The organism is Flavobacterium sp. Leaf82, from assembly GCF_001422725.1.
Classification (GTDB): Bacteria; Bacteroidota; Bacteroidia; order Flavobacteriales; family Flavobacteriaceae; genus Flavobacterium.
On sequence record NZ_LMMA01000023.1, the window covers coordinates 54,644 to 79,314 of the forward strand.

Here is a 24,671-nt window from a genome sequence, read left to right on the forward strand (position 1 = left end):
AAATCTTTTAAATTAATTTTTTAAGGCTTGTATATACTGATAGCTCAACATCAGCATAATCTTTTGTATTGCATTGCTCTATTAGATTCTTTAAATCATCTGATTTTAATGTTGATTTATTCTCTAACACAAGTAATAATTCCTGCGATGCATCATTTAATTTTTTAGATAATGGTAATATTGACTGCACTAAAGGTGCATTGGCACTTAACTCAATTAATCCTTTGTTTACAGCAATCCATTTGTTGAAAAAAGCTGCTAGTTTTGCCTTGTTTTCAGGTGTTTTACTGGCTAAATATTGCGCTACGGCATCATCAAAAGCCAGAGAATCTTTAGCATCCGGTCCACAAGCATCAGCAAAAAGAGTAAGTGGAGAATACATTTGATATTCTGTTCCGCCTTTATTTCTTGTATATCCTTTTAATGGCTCACAAACATTAGAAAATTCATTTAATGATTTAATATTCTGATTGTTTGAAATGTTTCTCAACAGAACCGCTTTATTTCGAATGTGTGTCAATCCTAATTCTTCTAATCTAAAAGAAACTACTTCCAGACGTTTACGCATATTGGCTACATCTGTAATATCTTCTGCTGACCAAAGTCTTTCTGCAATTGCAGCTGTTCTTGGCCAAAGTCTTGAATCTATTGTGGTCGAAGTTGTAAGTTCTGTCCACATTGTGGCTTCACCGCCTAGAATTCTTGCTTTTTCTTCTGTTGATAAATCTGCTCCTTTGGGCATTGGATCATTTAAATAATGACTTGCAATTGGGTACATTAAGTCGATATAATATCCGTTTGACAAAACTGTTTTATATCCTTTTTTTACTGCATCTGTTAATGATTGTCCTGCAACCATTCCTTCATTAGGACCTCTCCAGGAATGAATAATAGCATCTTTTGACATGTTTTTCGTCAAAATTTCTTCCCATCCCATTAATTGTTTTCCATGTTTTTTAAGCATTGGTACTAATTGCATGGTAAAATAGGTTTGCAATTCGTGATTAGTGGCTAACTTATTTTTCTTTTTAAATTCCTGAATTTTGGGGTTTGCATCCCAGTCTTTACCTTCATTTTCATCGCCCCCGATATGAAAATAAGCGCCTGGGAATAATGGGCAAACCTCATCAAAAATCTCACTTAATAATTGATATGTTTTAGGATTTGAAGGATCTAATGTTGGCGAAAAAATCCCAGCATTTCTTTCAATTCCATAGGTGGCAATTGCCGTACCCTGAATATTTTTTTCAGAAGTTCCTCCTGTCAATGTAATTACTTTACTTCCTATTTCAGGATAAGCGGTAAGTATTGCAGATCCATGTCCGGGAACATCTATTTCCGGAACTATTAAAATTCCGCGTTCATCAGCATATTTTACAATATTTTTAATTTCTTCTTGTGTGTAATATAATCCGTCTGATGCTAATTCTATCAGTTTTGGATGTTTTTTCATCTCGATTCTCCAACCCTGATCATCTACTAAATGCCAGTGAAAAACATTCATTTTTACTGCAGCCAGGGCATCAATATTTCTTTTGATAACATCAACCGGCTGAAAATGTCTCGAAGCATCAATCATTAAACCTCTCCAGGTAAATCTGGGAAAGTCAGTAATTTTAGAATTCGGAAAATAAAATGAATTATTTGTATTCTGTAACAATTGCAATAACGTTTCTAAGCCATGTAATGCTCCTAAATCGCTCGTTGCATTTATTGTAATTTGATTTTGTTTGATGTCCAGATGATAACTTTCGTCTTCATATAAACCAATTTTTCCGCTTTTATCACAATTGATTTGAAGTGTAGCATTTGGAACTTCATTGAGTTTTGAAATAAAACCCTGTTCGAAAAAAATACCGGTTCTACCATCTAAGCGACGTAAAAAACGAGTAACTCCACCAAAAATTCTTGGATTAGGATTTCCGGTAATGTTTACTTTAAAACTTTTATTTAAAGCAAAATTTCCGTCGTTTAAAACAACACTTTGAGGCCAGGGCATAAGATTAAGCTGCTCTTTTTTGATTTGAGCACTAGAAGTTACACCTGCTAATAGTAGGACTAATAAATATTTCATTTTTACTGTTTTTGAAAAGATGTTACCCTGAGATAACGGTATTAAATAATAAGAAACAAAACTCAGAATGATCGCTATTGAACCCTCACTATCCTTATAAAATCAATCTGAATTTTGTAATGTGATTCGCTCTCACCCGAATCTTAATTTGTTATTCTAGTAATCAAAACGCTTAAAGGCTTCGATTGCTTCGTATTCTGCCAATCCTAAATCATCGTATAAAATTGCTGTGTTTTTGTTACGGTCTTCGGCTCTAACCCAGAATTCTCTCGAATCATTTCCCTGAAACATAACCCTGTCTTTTTGCGATTGATGGTACAAGATTGCGTGACGTTTTAATAATACTTCTGATGGAGAAAGCGGAACTGCCATATCAATTTCATGAATATCCCATTCGTGCCACGCTCCTCTGTACAGCCACAACCAGCAATCATCCATGTATTTCTCCGGTTTTAATTGTTTCATGGCAGCAAAAATCGCGTTCAGGCAAACTTCGTGCGTTCCGTGTGGGTCTGCAAGATCTCCTGCTGCAAAAACCTGATGTGGTTTTATTTTGGCAATAATATCTTTTACAATGGCAATATCTTCTGCGCCTAAAGGATTCTTTTTTACCTGTCCGGTTTCATAAAACGGAAGATCCAAAAAGTGTGTATTCTCATCTTTTAAACCTATGTATCTTGTCGCCGCATAAGATTCCCTTCTGCGGATAAGTCCTTTTAATTTTCGAACTTCAAGGGAATCAATCTGGTTTTCTGATTTACTGTTTAAAAATTCTATTACAGATTTAAAGTTGATTCCAGCGCCTGCTTCACCAATAAAATCCTTGGCAACCTCAGCAAATTTTAATGCTTCGTCGTCTGTAACAGCTATATTTCCGGAGGTTTGATATACAACATGTACATCATGGCCTTGTTTTATCAATTTTGAAAAAGTTCCTCCCATAGAAATCACATCATCATCAGGATGCGGACTAAAAAGAATCACTCGTTTTTTTGCAGGATTGGCTCTTTCCGGACGATGCGAATCGTCTGTGTTGGGTTTTCCGCCCGGCCATCCTGTGATGGTATGCTGCAATACGTTGAACATATTGATGTTCAGGTCATAAGCAGAACCTTCCTGCGCCAATAGATCAGACATTCCGTTGTTGTTGTAATCACGGTCTGTTAATTTTAAGATGGATTGTTTTGTTTTTTGGCACAACCAAACAATCGCTTTGCTTTTTAATTCTTGTGTCCAGATGCATTCCCCAACTAACCACGGCGTTTTAAAACGCGTTAATTCTGAAGCTGCAGACTGGTCCAATACAAAAGTTGCATTGGCATGATTTTGTAAAAATGTAGCCGGAACTTCTGAGCTGATATCTCCCTGAATGGTTCTCTTGATGATATCGGCTTTGTTTTGTCCCCAAGCCATTAGTACGATTCTCTTTGATCTCATAATAGTCGAAACTCCCATTGTGATCGCTCTTTTGGGAACGTTATCGATACCGTTAAAATCAGACGAGGCGTCTACTCTTGTAATATGGTCCAGTGTAATGATTCTGGTTCCTGAATTGATGTGCGATCCCGGTTCGTTGAAACCTACGTGACCCGTACGTCCAATTCCTAACAATTGGAAATCAAGTCCTCCTGCGTTTTTGATATTCATTTCATAATCGATGCAATATTGGTTCAGTTCCTCAATTGTAACGGTTCCGTCCGGAATATTGACATTCTCAGGCTTGATGTCGATATGATTGAAAAGATGCTGGTGCATGAAATAATGATAGCTCTGGTTGTTCTCTCTGGTCATTGGATAATATTCATCCAGGTTGAAAGTAACTACATTGCTAAAACTAAGGCCTTCTTCTCTGTGCATTCTCACTAATTCCTCGTAAACTTTTATAGGAGAAGAACCTGTTGCTAAACCCAATACACAAGATTTTCCTTTTTCTTGTTTGGATCTGATTAACTGCGCGATTTCCTGCGCTACAATTACTGAAGCTTCTGCTGAATTTTTGAAGATTTCGTTGTGGATTTTCTCAAACCTTGTCTCTTCAAATTTTCCCGCGCTTTTATAGCTGATATCAGGTTTTATTTCTAAAGCACTTTTCATTTCTTTTTTCTTTTTTGTATTTACAATTTTGGTTTTTGAAATGGTATAAGCAATTTGCACTGCTTATACCATTTACTAACCAAACTTAAATTCTTATATTCTTTGATATTTATTTTTAGAAATTTGGAGCATTAACATCCCACCAAAGTCTGGTTCCACCATTATCTGGTCCTCCCAACTTCGCCAAACCAGTTGCTACACCTTCTTTATTATTTGCAATCTCAGACTGCACAAAGTTGATTCTTCTTGCACCAAGGGCTGTAGAAATTTTTCCTCCACTGTTATTTACGAGTACAGGAAATAATTTTGGGTAACCTGTTCTTCTGTAATCAGACCATGCTTCTTGTCCTTCAGGAAAACCTGCAATCCATTTTTGAGTAATAATTTTTTGCAATTTCACTTCATTAGTTGCAGCACCATCCCAGGCAACTGTAACATTATTTACTGGTGCAGCATTATTTACAGGAAAATTAGGATCTGTATAAGCTACTGGTAATTTTACATTATCTGCTGAATATGCAGCAGCTCCGGAAACACCTCTTTGATCAAATGAAGCCTGAATACCTAATTTGTATAATGACTCAGCATCACTACCCATATTCCAACCTCTTAAAGCTCCTTCAGCTCTTAAAAAATAAGCTTCGGCAGTTGTAAATAAATAAATTTCTTTTGATTTTACGACAGCTCCAATTCCTGAAAAATCCTGGTGATCTCCTTTTCCTCCAATCGTGATACCTGTACGGATACCTTTGTATTGTCCTGGAAATTGAACTGATGTATCAAAGTAAGCAGCTATTCTAGGATCTTCATATCCTTTTAAGATAGATTCCATATCTGCAGACATACGAATATCTAACCATGAACCGCTAATTGTAGCAATAGGATTTGTAAAATCCGGAGATACAATTTTAAACGCATCTCCATTTGTAGTCATTACTCCAAATTTATGTGCGATTGCTTTTTCAGCCTGAGCTTTTGCGATATCCGGTTTTATTTTTACAATACGCATTGCTAATCTTAAACGTAATGTGTTAGCAAATTTTACCCATTGTTTGTAGTCTCCTTTGTAACCTGATAAATCTGTAGCGGCAAAAGCTGTAGCTTCACCTGCATCTACTCTTTTTGTTAATTCAGCAACTGCAATATCCAATTCAGAAAACATTTGGTTGTAAACCTCTTCCTGAGAATCATAAGGAATTGGTGCTTCTTTACCGTATTGAGAATAAATAATTGGTCCAAAAATATCAGTAAGCCTGTGCATTCCTTCTACTTTCAAGATAAGAGAAAGTGCATAAAACTGATCGTATTTTCCTTTTGCTTTATTTGCAATATCATATGCATTAAACATCACGTTAGGATAAGCATTACTCCATATTGCAACGTTCCAGGAATCTACCAATTCGTAAGTAGTATTATTACTTCCTCCTCTAAATCCAGTTGGTGTCGCCATATAACCTGACCAAACATCTGCATTTAAGTTTTGTTGCAGTTGGTATTGATCTTCTCTTTGATTTCCTAATACCTGAATATTATTAAACATTGGAGCAAATCCTCCTTTGATGTGATTAAAGTCTTGTGCCAGTTGCTCCTGACTAAAACCATTAGGATTAGTATTAATATCCTCAAAATTATCTGTACAACCTACTGCAGCAAGTAATGAAATACAGACAGCTGTTGTTTTTATATTTTTTAATTTCATTTTTTTTGAATTTAGAAAGTTACATTTAAATTAAGACCGACACTTCTAGTAGATGGTAAACCATAGATATCAACACCTTGCAAGCCTTCTCCTGTACTTAATGCAATATTTGGATCAAAAGGAGCGTCTTTATAAATAAAGAATAAGTTTCTGGCAATTAAAGAGATACTAGCTGTTTGAAAAACAGGAAGTTTTTTTGGATTAAAAGTATATCCTATAGAAATCTCTCTTACACTTACGTTTGTTCCGCTGTAAACATATTCTCCGGTAATTCCGTCTCTTCCTCCAACTGTTTTGTAATATTGTTTCGCATCCATTGTAGTAACTGGTGTTCCATCAGGCATAACAGCGTTGATTGCAACTCCTCCAGCATTTCTGGCATCACCAGTAGCTTTAGATACTCCAAAATAATCGTTTTGAGCCTGAGTCATACTCATAACTTCACCACCAAAACGTCCGTCAACTAAAACATTTGCAAAGAATGCTCCTAATTTAAAAGAGTTAGAAAAACCTAACATAAAATCAGGATTTGCGTTTCCTACTTCAACAAAACCTGAACCATTATTTTGAATGTTTCCGTCTGCGTTTAATAAAATTCTGCCTTGAGCATCTCTTAAAATAGTTTTACCCATAATAGCTCCAAATGGTCTTCCTTCTATTAATGAATATTGGTAGTTATTAACTCCAGGATCTGTAAGGTTCACTACTTTTCCTAATGAATCAGGAAGTTCTTTTACTTTATTTTTATTTTGAGAAAAGTTTACAGATGAATCCCAAGAGAATTTATCACCTCTGACAATTCCAGCATTTAATACAATCTCAAAACCTTTGTTTTCGATACTTCCTGCATTAAATCCGTAATATTTAACCCCTTCTGGATTTCCTTCTGGAGCAATAACCTGTAAATATTGATTTTTAGTTTCTGAACTGTAGTATGAAATTTCAAAACCTAATCTGTTATTAAACATTCTCCACTCAGTACCAAATTCATATTCTGATTTTAATTCTGGTTTTAAAGTAGTTCCGCTTTGTACACCAACCTGAGGTTGTGCAGGAAGTCCTGGAAGGAAATAATTTACCGGAGTAGTTACAAAAGCATTAATGTCGTTACCAACCTCTGCATAAGTTCCACGAACTTTAGCAAAACTGATGAATTCCGGCATTGTAAACATTTCACTAAGAATACCTGTTACCCCTACTGAAGGATAAAAGTAAGATGGACTATCTGTGTTAACTAATGTAGATGACCAGTCATTTCTAGCTGCTAAATCTAAGTACAACATTTCTTTATATCCAAAAGTTGTCGTTGCAAATACAGATTGCACTTCTCTTTTAGAACCAATTGTTTGGTAATTTCCTGTATTATTTACAAAGTTATGAAGTGTAAACCAGTTAGTAAGTGTTAATCCACCTCCGATTCCAGAATCTAAAATTGTTTTTTGATTTGTTAACGTATTAGTTATACTTGTACCAATGTTAGCATTGAAAGTAAAATCATCAGAGAATCTTGTATTGATTGTAGCAATTAAATCTCCGTAACGTTGTGTGCTATATGAATTTTCGTTGATGTAACGACCATTTGCATGAGAAAGTGTTCCCTGAGTTGTAGCAAATATTTTTTTATCAAATTCACTGTCAATTCTGTTATAGCTATATCTTGAAGCAATTGTTAACCAATTATTTGCTTTGTAAGAAGCTGTAATTGCACCATTAAAGAAGTTATTTTTATCCTCAGATTTATTTCTGTTAATAGCCCAATATGGGTTTTGCATGATATCTCTGTTTGTCATCCAGTTTTGAGCCATTAAATTTCTGTTTGGATCAAAAACTTCAAAATTGTCTTTGTAAGCATTAAAGTCGTTTCCTCTTGGCATTAAATAAACTCCTGTCAAAGGGTTAAAATAAAGTCCGTTAACTGGTTTATTTATGATTGACTGAGTTGTATAATTTGCATTTACTCCAAGTGTTAATTTATCATCTAAGAACTTAGCACTTTGACGAATACCAAAGTTATTTTTCTTGATACTGTTTCCAGGCATAATTCCTGTTCCTGATGTATTAGCATAAGATAATGCTGTAGAAGAATTTGCTGATGCAGTAGAATATCCTAAAGATGTAATTTGTGTAGTTCCTGTATTAAAGAAATCTTTTACGTGATCTTTTGATTTTTGTTTATTTCCCCAAGTTTCATCTTCTCCTGCATTAGCAATGTAATCAGATTGAAATTCTGGTAAATAAGCAGCTGTATCAAAAGTAGTTACCGATGATGCTGAGATATTTCCTTTTCCTTCTTTTGCTTTTTTAGAAGAAAGTAAAATTACTCCGTTTGCTCCCTGAGAACCATATAATACAGAAGCTGCAGCTCCTTTAAGAACTGTCATTCCTTCATAATCATCAGGATTAATTAAAGATACAACATCTCCACCATCACGATTACCTCCTGATAAACTACCAAATGTATCATTTGGCTGTCCTGATCCTGAGTTTAGCATTGGGATACCATCAATAACATATAAAGGTTGGTTATTTGTTACAGAAGAATTTCCACGAATAACAACTTTTGTAGATCCACCAGTACCTCCAGAACTTTTTGTTACGGCAACACCAGCAATTTTACCGGCAATTGTATTGATAACGTTAGCATCTTTTACACGAGTTAACTCTTCTCCTTTAAGTTCCTGAGCTGCGTATGTCAAAGATTTTCTAGTTTTCTTGATACCTAATGAAGTTACAACAACTTCATTTAATGCATTAGATGCTCCTTGTTGCATTTTTACATTAATTGTAGCAGCATCTCCTACAACTATTGATTGTGTTTCAAGACCTACATAGGTAAAAACTAAAGTCTGTCCTTTTTGCGCTTCAATTGTGTACAAACCGTCAAAATCGGTAGTAGTACCTTTTTGACCTCCTTGCACTGCAACAGATGCCCCTGGTAATGGCATCCCGTCAGAATCTGTAATCACACCTTTGACATTTTTTACTTGTGCAAGCGAAACTTGCGCCGTAAAAACAATCATAAAGATTAAGAAAATTTTTTTCATGTTTATTTATTTTGTTAGTTATGGTGTAAATTTATTCTTAAGGGATTGTTAAAAAAAATAATTTATACAAACGACTATAAATTTTAAACGAACGACATAAAACAATCAATAATACGTTTCACGAAAACGTTTTCCAATTAGTATATTTATTGCATTTACCCTGTTTACTAACTTTATATGCAGAGTTTTTACTTATTTAATAAAAAATTCTCATTTACAACAACAACTTAATTATCTGGCATTTAGATAAAATTTAGAATAAAAACGATTGATTTATTCCATATTCAAAAAAGAACAACAATTAGAATGGTTTATTTTAACAAAGCGTTGTGATTTGCTGAAATTCATTTTTTACCATTTCAATTTCTGATTTTGCCTTTTTATTTATTTTTTTTTTAAATAGCCGATAATCCGGATTGTTTAACTTTTTATGTAGAAAGTATTTAAACTAAGAAAAAGAAAACTTATATAATAAGAATGCCTGATAAAGCTTTATTTTTATCCTAATTTAATTTTAAAATTGTTGCTTTAATTTTAATTAAAATGAAAATAGCACTTTATCAGGCATACTTATAAATGGGATTATTTTTTAGTTGGCATCCCACCAAACTTTATTCAGCCAGTCATTTTTTCCGCCCATTCTTGATAAGGCTTCTAAATAATTCTTTTCGTTTTTCTGCATTTCATCATTTGGGTAATACAGACGAGTTGGAGTAACTCCTCCAGTTTCAGAATCCGGATTTGTTATTGGAACTAATTTTGGAAATCCGGTTCTTCTCCAGTTTGAATATGCTTCGATACTATTAAAGATGTAAGTAATCCAAAGTTGTGTTGCAATTTGCTCTTTTTCTTGTCCCGCAACTAAAGGTTTAGCACTTAAATAAGTATTGATACTCGCCTGAGTGGCAGGTTCTGCTCCATAAATTTCTAATTGTTTGATGCCTGCTTCTACTCCTTTTTTATAATAATCTGCTGCAACACCAGAAACCCAGCCTCTATAAGCAGCTTCTGCAAGTAACAATTGTGTTTCTGAATAACTTACATGTAAAAAAGGCGTTGTTTTTTTCTTAAAATAAGATTGTATTCCTGAAGTTGAACTCGCTCCCATTGGAACTTCCCATTGAAAAAGTCCTGGCTTAACACCTTCATAAAGTATTTCTCCGGGTTGTATGGCGCCTCCGTAAGTAATACTGCTTGTTGTTTTAGGAGTTGCGTACATGGTTAATCTTGGATCTCCGTTGTCTCTTAAATAATTTATTACCAAAGTACTAAAGTGATCTCCATTTTCGTTGCCGTTAAGAGCGTACGCCAAACCGTTTCCTCTAAAATCTATAGACGCGGGATCATCATTAAAAGTAGCATCTAAGTGCTTCATGATACAATTATCAGCATTACTTTCAAAAACACCGGCTTGTAAGGCAGCTTTAACCTGCTTTTCTGCTTCGGCTGGTTTTACTTCAGAAATTCTCATTCCTAAACGTAATCTTAAGGTGTTGGCTAATTTTTTCCATTTAGTAATATCGCCATTATAGAACAAATCCCCTTTTACAGTTCCGCCACCAGGATTTAATTGATTTTGAGCTTCTTCTAAATCTTTAAAAAACGATGCATAAATATCTTCCTGCTTGTCATATTTAGGAGTTACTATTGCTTTTGAGAAGCCTAATCCTGCCTCAGAATAAGGAATATCACCATAAATATCAGTCATACGCTGCGCTACCATTACTTTCATGATTTTACCTACGGCATTCATATTTACAGTCTTTGGATCTCCGGCAGTTTTTTCAAGAATATCTACGACGTTTTTCAATTCATTTTGATAACCGTTTCTCCATAAAGCAGTTGCGTATCCGTCATCTTTCTTGAATTTGCTTCCAAACTCAGTTACGTTCCACGCACCCGCATAATGTTGCACAAAACCTCCTGAATAAATTAAATTAGTTCTCCATTGATAGAATCCGTCACCGGACATACACAATTGAGTAAACGTAAGTTGTCCTGCCGGATTTGCTGTCAATGCCACCGGATCTTTTTCCAGTGCATCAAAATTTTCGGTACAGCCTACTGCGGTAAACAAGGTGAGTATGGCTATTATTATTTGTTTAAATTTCATAATTTCTTTTTTTAGAATGCAACTTTAATATTAAAACCATATGATCGTCTAAAAGGCAATGAACCATATTCAAAACCTTGTCCGTTTCCAGAAGTGTACATAGATTCCGGATCAATGTTTGGAAGATCTTTACTAAAAGTCAATAAATTTCTGGCGAATGCTGATACATATATTGAGTTTATTTTTGCTCCGCCAAAAACGCTTTTTGGTATTGTATATCCCAAACTAACTTCTCTTAATTTTACATATGAAGCATCATAAACAAATGGCGCCGGACTGTTGTTAAATACTGTATTCCAATAATCCTGAGGATTAACAGGAGTTGTATTTTTTACATAAACCGGATTAGCAGCCGTTCCTGTATTTACCACACCTTCTGCAACGTAACCCGCTGTAGGAACCCAAGTAGACTGGCTAAAATTAGGATCATTAGCTATTGCTGTTGCTCTTGCATTATTATAAGCGTCTCTGCCTTCTGTAGTTACATCCAAAAGTCCTTTTGTTGCCGCAACTGAATTCGTCATAGAATATACATCCATACCAAATTTCATATCAACTAAAAATTGAAGCGTAACACCTTTGTAACTAAATCTATTCGTTAAACCAGCTGACCAATCCGGAAGCCCTTTTCCTAATGCTACTTTTTCATCTGTAAACAAGGGTAAACCATTTGCGCCAACTACTTTTTCGCCAGCTTCATTTCTTAAGAAATCTCTCCCCATAATGGTTCCGTATTGACCGCCAACCTGAGCTACAATTGCTGCTCCTGCCCAACGAGCTTCAGATATTGTATAAGTATCAATATCCGGATGTAAGGAAAGAATTGAGTTTTTATTTTTTGAATAGTTCAAGTCAATTCCCCACTCAAAATCTTTAGTTTTTATTGGTGATCCTGATAAAAATATCTCTATACCTTCATTACGTAATTTACCTGCATTTACAGAAATAAATTCGTATCCTGATGTTGCAGATGACGGTAAATCAAGTGTTTGATCTGATGTATCTTCGCGATAAACTGTAATATCAGCTTTTAATCTGTTTTTAAAGAAAGCTGTTTCAAGTCCAAATTCGATTCCGGCTTTTGACTGATACGTTAAATCCGGATTTGGTGCTGCAGAATTTTTAATATTTACAACACTTTGTCCGTTGTAAGAAGCAAAAGTAGTATAGTTTAATGCATTTTTATACGCACCGGGAGCATTCGAAACTTCTGCCCACGATCCTCTTAGTTTACCATAAGAAAACGAATCACTCTGAATACCAAAAGCATCTGAGAATATAAAACCTAATGAAGCTGCAGGATAAAAAGCATCTTTGTTTATAACACTAAACCAGTCGTTTCTTCCTGTAAACTCAGCATATAAATATCCTTTATAATCAAACTTTGCTGCACCATATACAGAATTTGTTCTGGTTTTGGTTTCTACAGGCGCATTTTCTGTCTGATTTACGAAGTTGCTGATATATTCAGTTCCGGGCTCAATAATTTTAGTTCCAAATCTTGAGTTTTGTTCTCTTCTAAAATCTCGTCTGCTTGCTCCTAAAATTCCGGAGAAAGTAAAATCAGTTGCCAATTTAATATCACTAAAAGTGGCTATTAAATCCGTATTCATTTCTGATACATTGATATTATTTAAACCAAGATATCCTTCATCTCTCCCTGGCCACGTACTTCCTGCTGCCATAAAATCTTTTGCACTAAAAGCATAAGTATCAATACCGGTTCTTAAAGTCAAGGCAATCCATTTTTTTAACTGGTAAGTTCCTGTAACATTCCCAATAAAACGGTTTTTCTTAGAAGAGTTATGGTTTTCCTGAGTTGTAAAATAAGGGTTCAGCAAATACACATTACTGTTCCATGGATAGATTTCGCCAGTTTCCTCATTTTTATAATTCTTTAACCACGCCTGATCAATATTTGGAGCTAATCCGCTTAATGAATATCCAATATTATTAGGAGAATCTCCCAAACCCGGTCTGTTCTCTGTTACTTCGGCAATATAATTTACATTAGAATCCAACGTAAATTTATCCGATTTTAAAGTCGCACTCAAACTGGCATCGTTTCTTTCTAAACCTGAACCCGGAATAACATCATCATTGTTTAGGTTATTATAACCAAAACGCACAAAGGCATTTTCGCTACCTCCGGAAACTGCAACACCATTTGTTGTTGTAAATCCGGTTCTGAAAAAATCCTGAATATTATTTTCAACCCTTGCGTAAGGTTTCATAGAACCATCAAATATTTTTACTTGTTGTCCTACAGTTTCAGAAAATTTAGGTCCCCACGCATTTGTAGTATATCCGTAAATCTCAGTAGGAGCTTTTGTAGGATCCGGTAAAGCACCATTTGATCCTGTACCATATTCATTTTGAAAATCCGAATATTTAGCATTTACGCGATCAAAGCTCACTCCGCTTGTAAGTTCAACCTGAAGTTTTCCTTTAGTTCCTTTTTTGGTTGTAATCAAAATTACACCATTCAAAGCTCTTGAACCGTACAAAGCCGCAGCAGCCGCTCCTTTTAGCACTGTAAGACTTTCGATATTATTTGGATTTATCCCGGAAATTCCGTCTCCGTTATCACGTCCGTCAAACCATTTGCTTGTTGCAGCACTATCATTAGACAAACCGCCATTATCAATAGGAATTCCATCTACAATATAAAGCGGTTGATTACTCTCGCCTATACTTGATATTCCTCTAATAATAACTCTTGTACTCCCTGCAACTCCAGTTGCCGGGATCGAAACATCTACTCCGGCTACTCTTCCTGAAAGTGCCGTAGTTACATTTGTTGTAATTACTTTATTTAATTGGTCTCCTTTTACATCCTGAACGGCGTAACCCAATTCTTTCTTTTGTCTCTTAATACCCAAAGCAGTAACTACAACCTCATTCAAATTTTGAGCATCCTCCGTCAGCACAACATTTACAGTAGCAGAACCCGCTACAGTTACTGTTTTAGTTTTAATACCGATGTACGAAAAAACAAGTACATCACCTGCTGATGCCTGTATCGCATACATTCCGTCATAATCAGACTGGGTTGCTGTTTTTCCGCCTTGAATAATAATACTTACTCCCGGCAGTGGCAATCCGTTTTGATCGCTTACTAAACCTTTAATTGTTTTTACCTGGGCAACCGAAAATTGCGCGGTAAATACAATCATAAAGATTAACATAATTTGTTTCATTTTATCATGGTTTTGTTGGTTAAGCCATAAATTTATTGTTAAAATTAACATAAATAAAACATTTTAAACAAACAACACAAAACCTTAAACGAACGACTCAAATCATTCAATAATGCGTTTTACGAAAACGATATCCTCTAAAAATAATTTAATTTTAATCTTTTTTTCCAAATTTTTATTCAAAAGAATTGCGTTTTAGCAAGTAATTGTTTAAAGTTGCACAATAATTACATTGACCAAGCCAATAACAATAAACCATTCCGTAAAGTTGACTGAAATTCAGAAATTAAAATTTGATATTAAACTTAAAAATCACTTTTGGTTTTGGGGCAGCTATTTCACTCTTAACTTTTTACGTTGGGGAGCTTACTTTAATGACTATCCTTATTCGTTTAAATCGAACTTGATTGAGTTCTCTTTACACATTCCTCTGGTTTATTTTAATCTTTTTGTTTTAGTACCTCGTTTTGTACTTAAACAGAAATATATTCAATATACATTTTCTTTAATAGTAAGCCTTTTTGGAATTTACTTATTAAAAACAGCCCTTACCTATTATATTATCTCAGAAAATATCTGGCCTGAAGCAAACAGAGAATACCATCCTTTTGAAATTAATCATATCGTAGCGGTTTGTATTGGAGAATTGTATGTTCTCGCCATGGCTTCATCTGTTTATCTGACATTGACATGGTTAAGAGAACGTGAAAGAAACCGATCATTAAGAGAAAATCAGTTTAAAATAAAATTGAAATATCTGGAGAATCAAATTCAGCCGCATTTCTTTTTCAATACCTTAAATAATCTATACGCTTTATCACTAGAATCTTCTGATAAGGTTCCGGATGTAATTATAAAACTGTCAAATTTGATGGAATATGTTTTATATGATGTAAAAGGAACCAAATTTGTTCCATTAATAAAAGAGATAGATTACATTCAAAATTATATCGAAATTGAGAAGCTACGCTTTGAAAACGTTGAAGTTACCATAAACTTAGAATCAAATATAGAAGATATCGTTGTACCGCCGTTAATATTCATTTCATTGGTCGAAAATGCCTTTAAACATGGAGGAGTTAACAATAATAACCTGAAAATTAAGATCAATTGTAAAGTTATTGACAATAAAATGTTAGATTTTGAAATCTTAAATAATTTTGTAATTTCACAAAATCTTAATACGAAAGGCGGAATTGGTTTAGTTAATACCAAGAAAAGATTAAAATTAATTTATAAAAGCAATTTCAGTTTAAAACATAAAACGAAATTAAATTACTATATAATCCGTTTGCAAATACCTATTAATAATGAAGATTAAATGCGTGTTGATTGATGATGAGCCATTAGCAATCAAAGTCCTGCAAAATTATTTTACAAATTTTACAGACTTTGAAGTCATTGGTACATTCAATAATTCTCTGGAAGCGCTTGATTTTATAAACAGTACAGCTGTTGATGCCGTCTTTTTAGACATCAATATGCCTATGATGACAGGTTTTGAACTCATAAGTTTAATCGAAAACAAGACTAAAGTTATTATTACTACTGCTTTTAGAGAATTTGCTGCCGAAAGCTACGATCTTGATGTTTTAGATTATTTAGTAAAACCAATTCCGTTACCACGATTTATAAAATGCATCAATAAAATTACAACCGAGTACAATTTAAAAAACAATATTAAGGTTGAAACCACAAAAGGAGATTCTCATATTTTTATCAAAGTCGATAAAAAAATGATGAAAATTAATATTGAAGAAATTTTATTTGTCGAAGGAATGAAGGAATATATCAAGGTCGTTACGCCTGATAAAACTTATATTACCCATAAATCACTGACTTCGTTGTCTGAAGAATTGCCGGCAGATCGTTTTTTACGAATTCATAAATCATACGTAATTGCACTAAACAAGGTAAAATCTATCGAAGGAAACCGCATTCAGATCCAGTCTTACACCATTCCTATAGGCAGAAATTACAGTAAAGAGGTCAAAAACAAAATTCTTGAATAAATTCTCATTCACAATTTCATTTTATAACTCGGTAAAAATTAACACATTGTTGAAAAAATGATGCCGTTGGTTTAAATTTAACATTATTTGTGCCTTTTTATTTTTTTTTGATACACTTAACAAATATATTTACGGTCTTCAAAAAACAATAAAATAAAAAATTAACCTCTTAAATTATGAGTTCAGAAAATGTTCAAACCAAATGGGGACAGTTTATCTCGTTGATAATTGTTTTCTTCTTTTGGGGTTTTGTTGGTTCAGCCAATGATATCCTGATTCCAGTATTCAAAAAAGTATTCACTTTATCACAAGTACAATCGCAATTAGTAGCGTGGGCATTTTATGCTGCGTACTTTGTAGGATCTGTAATTTTCTTTTTAGTATCCTTAAAAGTAGATGTTTTACAAAAATTTGGATACAAAAAAACTTTATCTGCCGGTTTACTTCTTTCAGCAGTTGGATCATTTTTATTTATTCCTGCTGCAACAATGGAAAGTTTCCCTTTCTTTTTAACAGCTTTATTTACTGTAGGTTTAGGATTCTCAATACAACAAATTGTTGCAAATCCACTGGCTATTAAAATGGGAAGCCCTCAAACAGGAGCGCACCGTTTGACTTTGGCTGGAGGTATCAACTCTTTTGGAACAACAATTGGAGCTATCCTTTTAGGAATCGCTTTGTTTGGAATGGGAGATAACAAAAACACATCACTTTCATTAGAAGATATCAAATTACCTTTCGTTATTCTTGGGCTTGCATTTATTGTAGTTGCTATTTTCATGAACTTCTCTAAAATCGAAGATCCTGCGAAAGAAGAGGAAGAAGTAGTTAAAGTAGCACACGAAAAATTCAACATCCTGGATTACCCACAATTATATCTAGGAATGTTAGGAATCTTTATATATGTTGGAACTGAGGTTACAATTATTAGTAATTTACCGGCGTTGCTTCATACAGCAGAATTTGGAAACGTATTAGAAGATGCCATTGCGCCATTTATCGCCTTGTATTGGGGAAGTTTAATGATTGGTCGCTGGAATGGTGGAGTTAACGTTTTTAATACTTCAAACTTAGTAAACACGGCATTAAAATTTATTGTACCAGCTGTAGCATTTGGAGTAATTATTGGAGCTAATATTTTTGCTGCACATGATGTTTCTGCATTTTACATTTACCCAATCTGGATCTTATTGTTTATCGCTGTAAGCTTTGTAGGTGGTAAAAATGCCGGAAAAACATTAATGCTTTTCGGAATATCAGGTTTATTAATGATGGTTGCGGGATTAGTCTGGCCAGATCCATCAATTGCTAAATTCTTCTTTATCTCAGGAGGTTTATTTTTATCTATCATGTGGCCATCGATATTCGATTTAGCTATTGCAGGATTAGGAAAAAACACAGGAAAAGCATCTTCATTCTTAATTATGATGATTCTTGGTGGTGGAGTTATTCCATTAATCCAGGGAAGTATCTGCGATATTGATCTTACAAGCCCGGGAGGAATCTTCGGAATCACATGGACTCACTTCTCTTATATCGTTCCACTTCTTGGATTTGCTTATTTAGGATTCTACGGTTTCTATTGCCCTAAAATCTTAAAAAGACAAGGAATTGACCATAACGTTCAAAGCGAAGGCGGAGGTCACTAAGCCAAAAAATAAAAGATAAAAAAATCCCAAATTCTAATTCACAAAATTAGAATTTGGGATTTTTTATTCGTCAAAGAAAAAATCTTAGAACCTCAGAACCTTAGCATCTTAGAACCTCTATTTAGCATTAATAACATTCTTCAAATTCTGCTTAAAAACGTCTTTGTTTTTCTGTGATAACGTATAAACAACATCTTTATCAGCATGAACAATTACCTTGTCTATATTCGCTTCTAAAAGTGCTTTTGGATCTTTTATTTTCAACGTGCAAGCTCCGTCAAAAAAGCCATCATCTTCAATAATTTTTTTAGCTTCGATAATAGTTCCGTCGCTCAATACTGCTGAAATAGTCATTGTTTTATTAAGCGTTTTCGAATAAAAACCATCCATAACCAACATTAGCCGATAAGAATTTTTCAATTCCGGACCTTTAAATTCATGACGTGTAATATTGTAACGCAAACCTTTTGCCAGAGACTGAAAATGTACAGAACAATCCAGTTCAAAACTCGCGACATCACCGACTTCACTAACTTGTTTTATTATTTTAGCAGCTTGTGCATTTACAGAAATACCAATAATCAAAAACACAAAAATTAAAACGACTTTTTTCATATGTATTTCTTTTTGAGACATATAAAAGTAAAAAAAAATCACCACCTTTTTTTAAAAGATGGCGATTTTATATTTTAAATACCTGAGTATTACTTATTTCCTTTTTCGAAATCAGCTACAAACTGAGCTAATCCAATATCAGTCAACGGGTGTTTCAACAATCCGTAAATTGCAGAAAGAGGTCCTGTCATAACATCTGCACCAATTTTAGCACAATTTACAATATGCATTGTGTGACGTACAGAAGCTGCCAAAATTTGAGTTTCATAACCATAGTTATCATAAATAGATCTAATTTCTTCGATCAAATTCAAACCATCTGTAGAAACATCATCTAAACGACCAATAAAAGGAGAAACATAAGTAGCTCCGGCTTTTGCAGCCAATAAAGCCTGACCTGCAGAAAACACAAGTGTTACATTTGTTTTAATTCCTTTATCAGAGAAATATTTTGCAGCCATTACACCTTCTTTTGTCATAGGTAATTTAACTACGATCTGATCGTGCAATTCAGCTAATTCTTCACCTTCTTTGATCATTCCATCATAATCAAGCGCATTTACTTCAGCACTAACATCTCCTTCAACAAGATTACAAATGTCTACATAATGCTTTAAAATATTGTTTTTTCCGGTAATACCTTCTTTCGCCATCAATGACGGGTTAGTTGTTACACCATCTAAAACACCTAAAGCTTGTGCTTCTTTAATCTGAGCTAAATTAGCTGTGTCAATAAAAAATTTCATAATTATATCTATTTAATTGTGTTCCTGTTTTGGGCGTGTCCCTCAGGGTCGGGCTATCGGCTTTATATTTTGTTCCGTTTCTCTTCACAAAAGGATACCACCTCTATCCCTCACGCAAAATTCCGTGCAAAATTACAATTTATAATTTCCATAAGATAAAAAACTAAAAAATAATTTTAAACCTCAGGCATATACAACCTAAAGTCTCAGTTAAAAAGATATTTTATTTTTTGTACTTTTAAAAAAAATAAAAACATCCCCCAAAAAAGTGCTAGAAAATCATTTCAAACAAGATATAATTAATATTGAGAACATTACAATAGTTCCTACCCTACTCAACGTTATTTGTCAAACTACCGGAATGGGTTTTGCAGCAATAGCAAGAGTTACAGAAGACAGATGGATTACCTGCAGCGTTCAGGATAATGTACTTTTTGGACTAAAACCAGGAGACGAACTCAAAATAAAAACAACTATTTGTAATGAGATCAGACAAAATCCTAAACCAGTCATTATAGACAATGTAAGCGAAGATCCGGATTATCACGACCATCATACACCGGCAATGTACAATTTGCAAAGCTATATTTCTGTACCAATTATGCGTCAGGACGGAAGTTTCTTTGGCACATTATGCGCTATTGATCCAAAACCAAACAGTCTTAAAGAATTTAAAGTTCGGGAGATGTTCAATTTATTTGCTAATTTGATTTCATTTCACCTAAATGCAATAGAAAATATTGCAGAAAACAATAAAGATTTAAATGAAAAAAATCATCTTCTTGAAAAAACAGAAAATGAAAAGCAAAAAATAGAAAAATTAAAATTAAACGCCGAGAAATTGCTTATCGAGAAAAATATTTCTCTTGAGAAAATGAACAGCGAACTCGAAGCCTTTAATTATATCTCAAGTCATGATCTTCAGGAACCGTTGCGTAAAATTCAGCTTTTTACAGACACAATCGAGCGCGAAGAAGTCAATAACTTATCTGAAAAAGGCAGGACTGCATTTCATAAAATCAAAACGTCAGCTTATCGAATGCAAAATCTGATAAACGACCTTTTGATTTATTCTAAAACAAAATTTGATGACAGAAAGTTTGAAATAAAAGACTTAAACCAAATAACCAATGATGTCATAGAAGACCTTACAGATGAGTTTGAGAATAAAAATGTAGTTTTTGATATACAACAATTAGGAAAACTGTCTGTAATAGAATTTCAATTTAGACAATTAGTATATAATCTAATCAGCAATTCACTGAAATTCGCAAGTCCGGACCGAAATCTAATCATAAAAATATCTGCAGAAATGACAAATGGAGAGCTTGAAAAACTTTCTCCACTTACTAAATATTATAAAATAACGATTTCTGACAACGGAATTGGATTTGATCAGCTATACAACGAAAAGATATTTGGACTATTTCAGGCATTGCATACGAAACCTGTAAAAAGCACAGGAATTGGACTTACAATCGTAAAACGTATTGTAGAAAACCACAACGGATTTATTAGGGCAAAAGGAGTTTTAAACGAAGGAGCAAAATTTGATATCTTTATTCCTGTGGAATAATTTCAAATTTTGCTCCGTGTTAATTTTTATAACTTATAATGATTCATTAACATCTTTTCGTAGACTTTATCGGGAAGTGCGCGCTTTAGCACAATTGAAAACTTTTGCATAAAGGCACCTACTTTATAATGCACATTTGGCTTTTTTTGCTGCATAATTTTATAAACTGCCTCAGCCATTTCGTTAGGATTACTACCCGCATCAACATGTTCATTCATTGTCGAAAGCGTTTCTCCATATACTTTTTCATAGGCAGAACCCGGTATTACCGGCGCATGATAACGACCAGAAGCAATATTGGTTGCAAAATCTCCAGGTGCTACATTTGTAATTTCGATTCCAAACGATTTTACCTCCATACGCAATGCTTCTGTAACAAGCTCTAAAGCTCCTTTTGATGCCGAATAAACGCTACGATATGGCAATCCCATATAACCTGCAATTGAGGTAATATTAATAATCAAACCTGATTTTTGCGCTCTCATTTGCGGCAAAACAGCTTTCATTACTTCAATAGGACCAAAGAAATTGGTTTCAAAATTATTCTTGATTTCTTCCGTTGGGATTTCTTCAAGAGGCCCCGTAATTCCAACACCTGCATTATTAATTACAACATCTAATCGACCGGAAGTAGCAATAATTTTAGAAACAGCTGATTTTATAGATTCGGTATTTCGAACATCTAAAGCAACCAAAGGAAAAACTGAATTTAAAACTTTCTCTGGATTTCTACTGGTTCCATATACTGTGAAGCCTTTTTTTTGTAAAAACTCTCCAATTGATTTTCCAATCCCTGAGGATCCTCCGGTAATTAAAACGACTTTGCTCATATTTTGGGTCATAGGTTATTTATTAAGTTAAGGAAAATCACGACTCACTATTATGGATAATAATTTTAACGCAAAGAACGCTAAGTTTTTTTATCTTAAAGTATCTTTAGAAAACACACAGTTCGCAAAGCTAAATCAATATAAAGCTTTGCGAACTTTACATCTTTTTATACAAATTAAGAGTAAAAAAACTTAGCGTTCTTTGCGGTATTTTTTTTCTCTTTTAGAGTTGATCCAATTTTACTCAGGTCCAAAAATAAAAAAATCCTCCATAAGGAAGACTACTTTTAAATTAATTATAAAAAAAATCCCGAAACATCGGGAATAAAAAAAATGGCAAGCGACCTACATCGCACCGCTCAACCACGTACCCTTGCTATGTTCCCATCCTGGGGGAGTCTGCAGGAGCTGGTCGTGTAGGACTTGCCGGTGCAAATATACAATCTTTTTATATTTTTGCAAGACCTTTGTTGCTATAAAAATATCGTCGTATATTGGCTCATTCAAATTTTTAACTATGAAAAAATATAACTTCCTAACTGTCATTTTATTAGGAATCACATTAATTGGATGTGGAGATACAAAAAAAGGTGAAAATTCTTTATTTAACATTGATGATTCTGCTTTTCCGGCGCATTTTACACAAAAAGAAGCGGTTTCTGTTGGAATTTTGAACCCAAATTCGAAAGAAATCGACAGCATTGCTTACTTTGTTAATGATAAAAAAGTGGGAAGCATAAAAGGTGATGAAAAATTTAATTTTGTATTAAAAGATCAGAAATTAGGATATCAATATATAAAAGCAACAGTTTATTTTGGATCTGATTCTTCTGATGCCACAAAAAGAATTGAATTAGTATCTGATGTCGAGGCAAAACCTTTGAAATATAAAATTGTTAATACATATCCTCACGATACAAAATCTTTTACCGAAGGTTTAGAGTTCTATAAAGATACATTGTACGAAAGCACAGGACAAGAAGGTGCGTCTTACATTAGAAAATACGATTATAAAACAGGAAAAGTTTACAAACAGATCGATCTTGAAAAAAAATATTTTGGTGAAGGAATCACTTTTATCAATGGTAAATTATACCAATTGACCTGGCAAAACAAAACTGGTTTTATCTATAATGCAAATACCTTAAAACAAGAAAAAACTTTTGCATACGATAAAGATATCGAAGGCTGGGGAATGACAAATGATGGAAAATACATTTACCAAACTGATAAAACAGAGAAAATCTGGAAAATGGATCCTACAACCCAAAAAATGGTAGATTACATTAATGTATATTCAGGAACTTCAAAAATTAAAGCCATCAATGAATTAGAATGGATCAATGGAAAAATCTATACTAATGTTTGGTTTAAAGATGCCATTGCAGTGGTAAACCCAGTATCCGGAGCTGTTGAAGGAATCCTGGACATGTCAGGCTTGCGTAAATTTATGCCGGATGTGACTAAAGATGATGTTTTAAACGGAATTGCTTACAATCAAAAAACAAAAACAATTTTTGTAACCGGAAAAAACTGGAGCAAAATGTTCGAAATTACGGTTTCGGAATAAATTAAAGACGATTTTATTTAAATATAAATTTCACAAATTTTCACGAATTGATTAGTGATAATTTGTGAAATTTGTGTTTTTAAACATTCCTAAAAAATAATAAATCATACTATGATTACTCTAATAACCAACATAAAAGAATTACTTCAGGTTCGTGAAACTTCAATTTCTAAGGTTTCAGGCGTTGAAATGGCTATTCTTCCTACTATAAAAAATGCTTTTTTAATTCTAAAAGACAATCTGATTGATGATTTTGGTTCAATGGAAAATCTTCCTGAAATAAAAGCCGATAAAACTATCGATGCAACAGGCAGAATTATTTTGCCAACATGGTGCGACAGTCACACGCATATTGTATATGCGGGCAATCGCGAACAGGAATTTGTAGACAGAATCAACGGTTTTACTTATGAAGAAATTGCCAATCGTGGCGGAGGAATTTTAAATTCGGCAAAAAAACTCAACGAAACTACAGAAGAAGAAATCTACGAGCAATCAAAAGTTCGTCTTGAAGAAGTGATGCATTTAGGAACCGGAGCCGTAGAAATCAAATCCGGATATGGTTTAACGCTCGAAGGCGAACTGAAAATGCTTCGTGTAATAAAAAAATTAGCCGCAAATTACCCAATTGCTATAAAAGCTACTTTTCTGGGCGCACATGCTTTTCCTTTACATTACAAAGACAATAAAGAAGGTTATATTGAAGAAATTATAACTAAAATGCTGCCGGAAATTGCAAAAAATAAATTAGCTGATTATATAGATGTATTTTGCGAAACAGGCTATTTTTCTGTAGAAGAAACAGAAAAAATTATGCAGGCAGGAATAGAATTCGGTTTAAAGCCAAAAATTCACGTAAATCAATTTAATTCTATCGGAGGAATACAATCCGGAATTAAATTTAAAGCCCTTTCTGTCGATCATCTCGAAATTATGAAACCGGAAGATATTGAAGCTTTAAAAAACACAGAAACAATGCCTGTAGCGTTACCTTCCTGTTCTTATTTTTTAAGCATTCCGTATACTCCAGCACGTGAAATGATAAAAGCAGGACTTCCGCTGGCATTAGCAACAGATTTTAATCCTGGTTCTACTCCATCCGGAAATATGAACTTTGTGGTTGCAACAGCTTGTATTAAAATGAAAATGACTCCGGAAGAAGCCATAAATGCAGCAACTATAAACGGCGCGTACGCAATGGGAATTTCTGAAACCCACGGAAGTATTACAAAAGGTAAAAAAGCCAACTTAATCCTTACCAAACCAATTTCATCTTATTACCAAATTCCATATGCATTTGGCAGTAATTTAATCGAAAGTGTTTTTTTAGAAGGCGAAATTCTATAAAATGAATTATTTTAATTTTTATTCATAAAAATCAAGAGTTGAAAGTCTGCAATTTGTGCCATTAGGCACTAAATATTGGTAGAAAAAAAAAGGAAAAAGAAT

Annotated in this window: 15 protein-coding genes and 1 other RNA gene; 6 read left to right on the plus strand and 10 right to left on the minus strand. The window is 33.9% G+C overall.

Annotation, left to right across the window (positions count from 1 at the left end):
- Window positions 1–7: 7 nt before the first annotated feature.
- The 6 genes from ASF10_RS12685 to ASF10_RS12710 all read right to left on the minus strand — a co-directional run bounded on the left by ASF10_RS12685 (window position 8) and on the right by ASF10_RS12710 (window position 14,275).
- Entirely contained in the window at window positions 8–2,074 is a 2,067-nt protein-coding gene (locus ASF10_RS12685) for a beta-N-acetylhexosaminidase (protein ID WP_056249743.1), read from the minus strand.
- A gap of 156 nt (window positions 2,075–2,230) precedes the next feature.
- Window positions 2,231–4,168 carry a glucosamine-6-phosphate deaminase gene (gene nagB, locus ASF10_RS12690; protein WP_056250373.1) on the minus strand — a complete coding sequence of 646 codons (1,938 nt, stop codon included), beginning with the start codon at window positions 4,166–4,168 and terminating at the stop codon, window positions 2,231–2,233.
- A gap of 115 nt (window positions 4,169–4,283) precedes the next feature.
- On the minus strand, window positions 4,284–5,867 hold the full coding sequence (locus tag ASF10_RS12695; RefSeq protein ID WP_056249746.1) for a RagB/SusD family nutrient uptake outer membrane protein: 1,584 nt from the start codon (window positions 5,865–5,867) through the stop codon (window positions 4,284–4,286).
- Between the two features lie 11 nt (window positions 5,868–5,878).
- Window positions 5,879–8,911, minus strand: a complete 3,033-nt coding sequence (locus ASF10_RS12700) for a SusC/RagA family TonB-linked outer membrane protein (RefSeq protein ID WP_056249749.1) — start codon at window positions 8,909–8,911, stop codon at window positions 5,879–5,881.
- 589 nt (window positions 8,912–9,500) lie between these two features.
- A complete protein-coding gene (locus ASF10_RS12705) occupies window positions 9,501–11,024 on the minus strand; it encodes a SusD/RagB family nutrient-binding outer membrane lipoprotein (RefSeq protein WP_082472436.1) in 1,524 nt (507 codons plus the stop codon).
- An 11-nt stretch (window positions 11,025–11,035) separates the two neighbouring features.
- Entirely contained in the window at window positions 11,036–14,275 is a 3,240-nt protein-coding gene (locus tag ASF10_RS12710; protein WP_056249757.1) for a SusC/RagA family TonB-linked outer membrane protein, read from the minus strand.
- Window positions 14,276–14,492: 217 nt separating this feature from the next.
- Here ASF10_RS12710 and ASF10_RS12715 point away from each other — a divergent pair, with 217 nt between their 5' ends.
- From ASF10_RS12715 to ASF10_RS12725, 3 genes are all read left to right on the plus strand, one after another.
- Window positions 14,493–15,545, plus strand: coding sequence for a sensor histidine kinase (locus ASF10_RS12715; protein ID WP_056249760.1), 1,053 nt, complete (start codon window positions 14,493–14,495; stop codon window positions 15,543–15,545).
- Window positions 15,535–16,236 carry a LytR/AlgR family response regulator transcription factor gene (locus tag ASF10_RS12720; RefSeq protein WP_056249762.1) on the plus strand — a complete coding sequence of 234 codons (702 nt, stop codon included), beginning with the start codon at window positions 15,535–15,537 and terminating at the stop codon, window positions 16,234–16,236. Before ASF10_RS12715 ends, ASF10_RS12720 begins: the two co-directional genes overlap by 11 nt.
- Window positions 16,237–16,412: 176 nt before the next feature.
- Window positions 16,413–17,885 carry an MFS transporter gene (locus ASF10_RS12725; protein ID WP_056249764.1) on the plus strand — a complete coding sequence of 491 codons (1,473 nt, stop codon included), beginning with the start codon at window positions 16,413–16,415 and terminating at the stop codon, window positions 17,883–17,885.
- A 117-nt stretch (window positions 17,886–18,002) separates the two neighbouring features.
- Here the strand turns inward: ASF10_RS12725 and ASF10_RS12730 are convergent, their stop codons facing one another.
- Together ASF10_RS12730 and fsa are read right to left on the minus strand one after the other, a co-directional pair.
- A complete protein-coding gene (locus ASF10_RS12730; RefSeq protein ID WP_056250375.1) occupies window positions 18,003–18,500 on the minus strand; it encodes a hypothetical protein in 498 nt (165 codons plus the stop codon).
- 89 nt (window positions 18,501–18,589) lie between these two features.
- Window positions 18,590–19,246: a fructose-6-phosphate aldolase gene (fsa, locus tag ASF10_RS12735; RefSeq protein WP_056249767.1), complete on the minus strand. Its 657-nt coding sequence runs from the start codon at window positions 19,244–19,246 to the stop codon at window positions 18,590–18,592.
- A 268-nt stretch (window positions 19,247–19,514) separates the two neighbouring features.
- On the opposite strand from fsa, the gene ASF10_RS12740 reads away from it, so the two are divergent.
- The gene (locus tag ASF10_RS12740) at window positions 19,515–20,822 is read left to right on the plus strand and encodes an ATP-binding protein (RefSeq protein WP_131726536.1); all 1,308 of its coding nucleotides are present in this window, start codon (window positions 19,515–19,517) and stop codon (window positions 20,820–20,822) included.
- Window positions 20,823–20,848: 26 nt separating this feature from the next.
- Here ASF10_RS12740 and ASF10_RS12745 read toward each other — a convergent pair whose 3' ends face one another.
- Window positions 20,849–21,652, minus strand: coding sequence for an SDR family oxidoreductase (locus ASF10_RS12745; RefSeq protein ID WP_056249772.1), 804 nt, complete (start codon window positions 21,650–21,652; stop codon window positions 20,849–20,851).
- A gap of 331 nt (window positions 21,653–21,983) precedes the next feature.
- Window positions 21,984–22,081, minus strand: an RNA gene (ffs, locus tag ASF10_RS23950) — signal recognition particle sRNA small type.
- An 88-nt stretch (window positions 22,082–22,169) separates the two neighbouring features.
- On the opposite strand from ffs, the gene ASF10_RS12750 reads away from it, so the two are divergent.
- Window positions 22,170–23,222, plus strand: coding sequence for a glutaminyl-peptide cyclotransferase (locus ASF10_RS12750; RefSeq protein WP_056249774.1), 1,053 nt, complete (start codon window positions 22,170–22,172; stop codon window positions 23,220–23,222).
- A 111-nt stretch (window positions 23,223–23,333) separates the two neighbouring features.
- Window positions 23,334–24,569: an imidazolonepropionase gene (gene hutI / locus ASF10_RS12755; RefSeq protein WP_056249777.1), complete on the plus strand. Its 1,236-nt coding sequence runs from the start codon at window positions 23,334–23,336 to the stop codon at window positions 24,567–24,569.
- Window positions 24,570–24,671 lie beyond the last annotated feature (102 nt).

Bases quoted from the DNA above. Each gene is read 5' to 3' on its own strand.
- ASF10_RS12720 (WP_056249762.1), top strand. From the start codon at position 15,535: ATGAAGATTAAATGCGTGTTGATTGATGATGAGCCATTAGCAATCAAA.
- ASF10_RS12725 (WP_056249764.1), top strand. From the start codon at position 16,413: ATGAGTTCAGAAAATGTTCAAACCAAATGGGGACAGTTTATCTCGTTG.
- ASF10_RS12700 (WP_056249749.1), bottom strand. From the start codon at position 8,911: ATGAAAAAAATTTTCTTAATCTTTATGATTGTTTTTACGGCGCAAGTT.
- ASF10_RS12710 (WP_056249757.1), bottom strand. From the start codon at position 14,275: ATGTTAATTTTAACAATAAATTTATGGCTTAACCAACAAAACCATGAT.
- ASF10_RS12685 (WP_056249743.1), bottom strand. From the start codon at position 2,074: ATGAAATATTTATTAGTCCTACTATTAGCAGGTGTAACTTCTAGTGCT.
- ASF10_RS12750 (WP_056249774.1), top strand. From the start codon at position 22,170: ATGAAAAAATATAACTTCCTAACTGTCATTTTATTAGGAATCACATTA.
- ASF10_RS12695 (WP_056249746.1), bottom strand. From the start codon at position 5,867: ATGAAATTAAAAAATATAAAAACAACAGCTGTCTGTATTTCATTACTT.
- hutI (WP_056249777.1), top strand. From the start codon at position 23,334: ATGATTACTCTAATAACCAACATAAAAGAATTACTTCAGGTTCGTGAA.
- nagB (WP_056250373.1), bottom strand. From the start codon at position 4,168: ATGAAAAGTGCTTTAGAAATAAAACCTGATATCAGCTATAAAAGCGCG.
- ASF10_RS12705 (WP_082472436.1), bottom strand. From the start codon at position 11,024: ATGAAATTTAAACAAATAATAATAGCCATACTCACCTTGTTTACCGCA.
- fsa (WP_056249767.1), bottom strand. From the start codon at position 19,246: ATGAAATTTTTTATTGACACAGCTAATTTAGCTCAGATTAAAGAAGCA.
- ASF10_RS12730 (WP_056250375.1), bottom strand. From the start codon at position 18,500: ATGAAAAAAGTCGTTTTAATTTTTGTGTTTTTGATTATTGGTATTTCT.
- ASF10_RS12745 (WP_056249772.1), bottom strand. From the start codon at position 21,652: ATGAGCAAAGTCGTTTTAATTACCGGAGGATCCTCAGGGATTGGAAAA.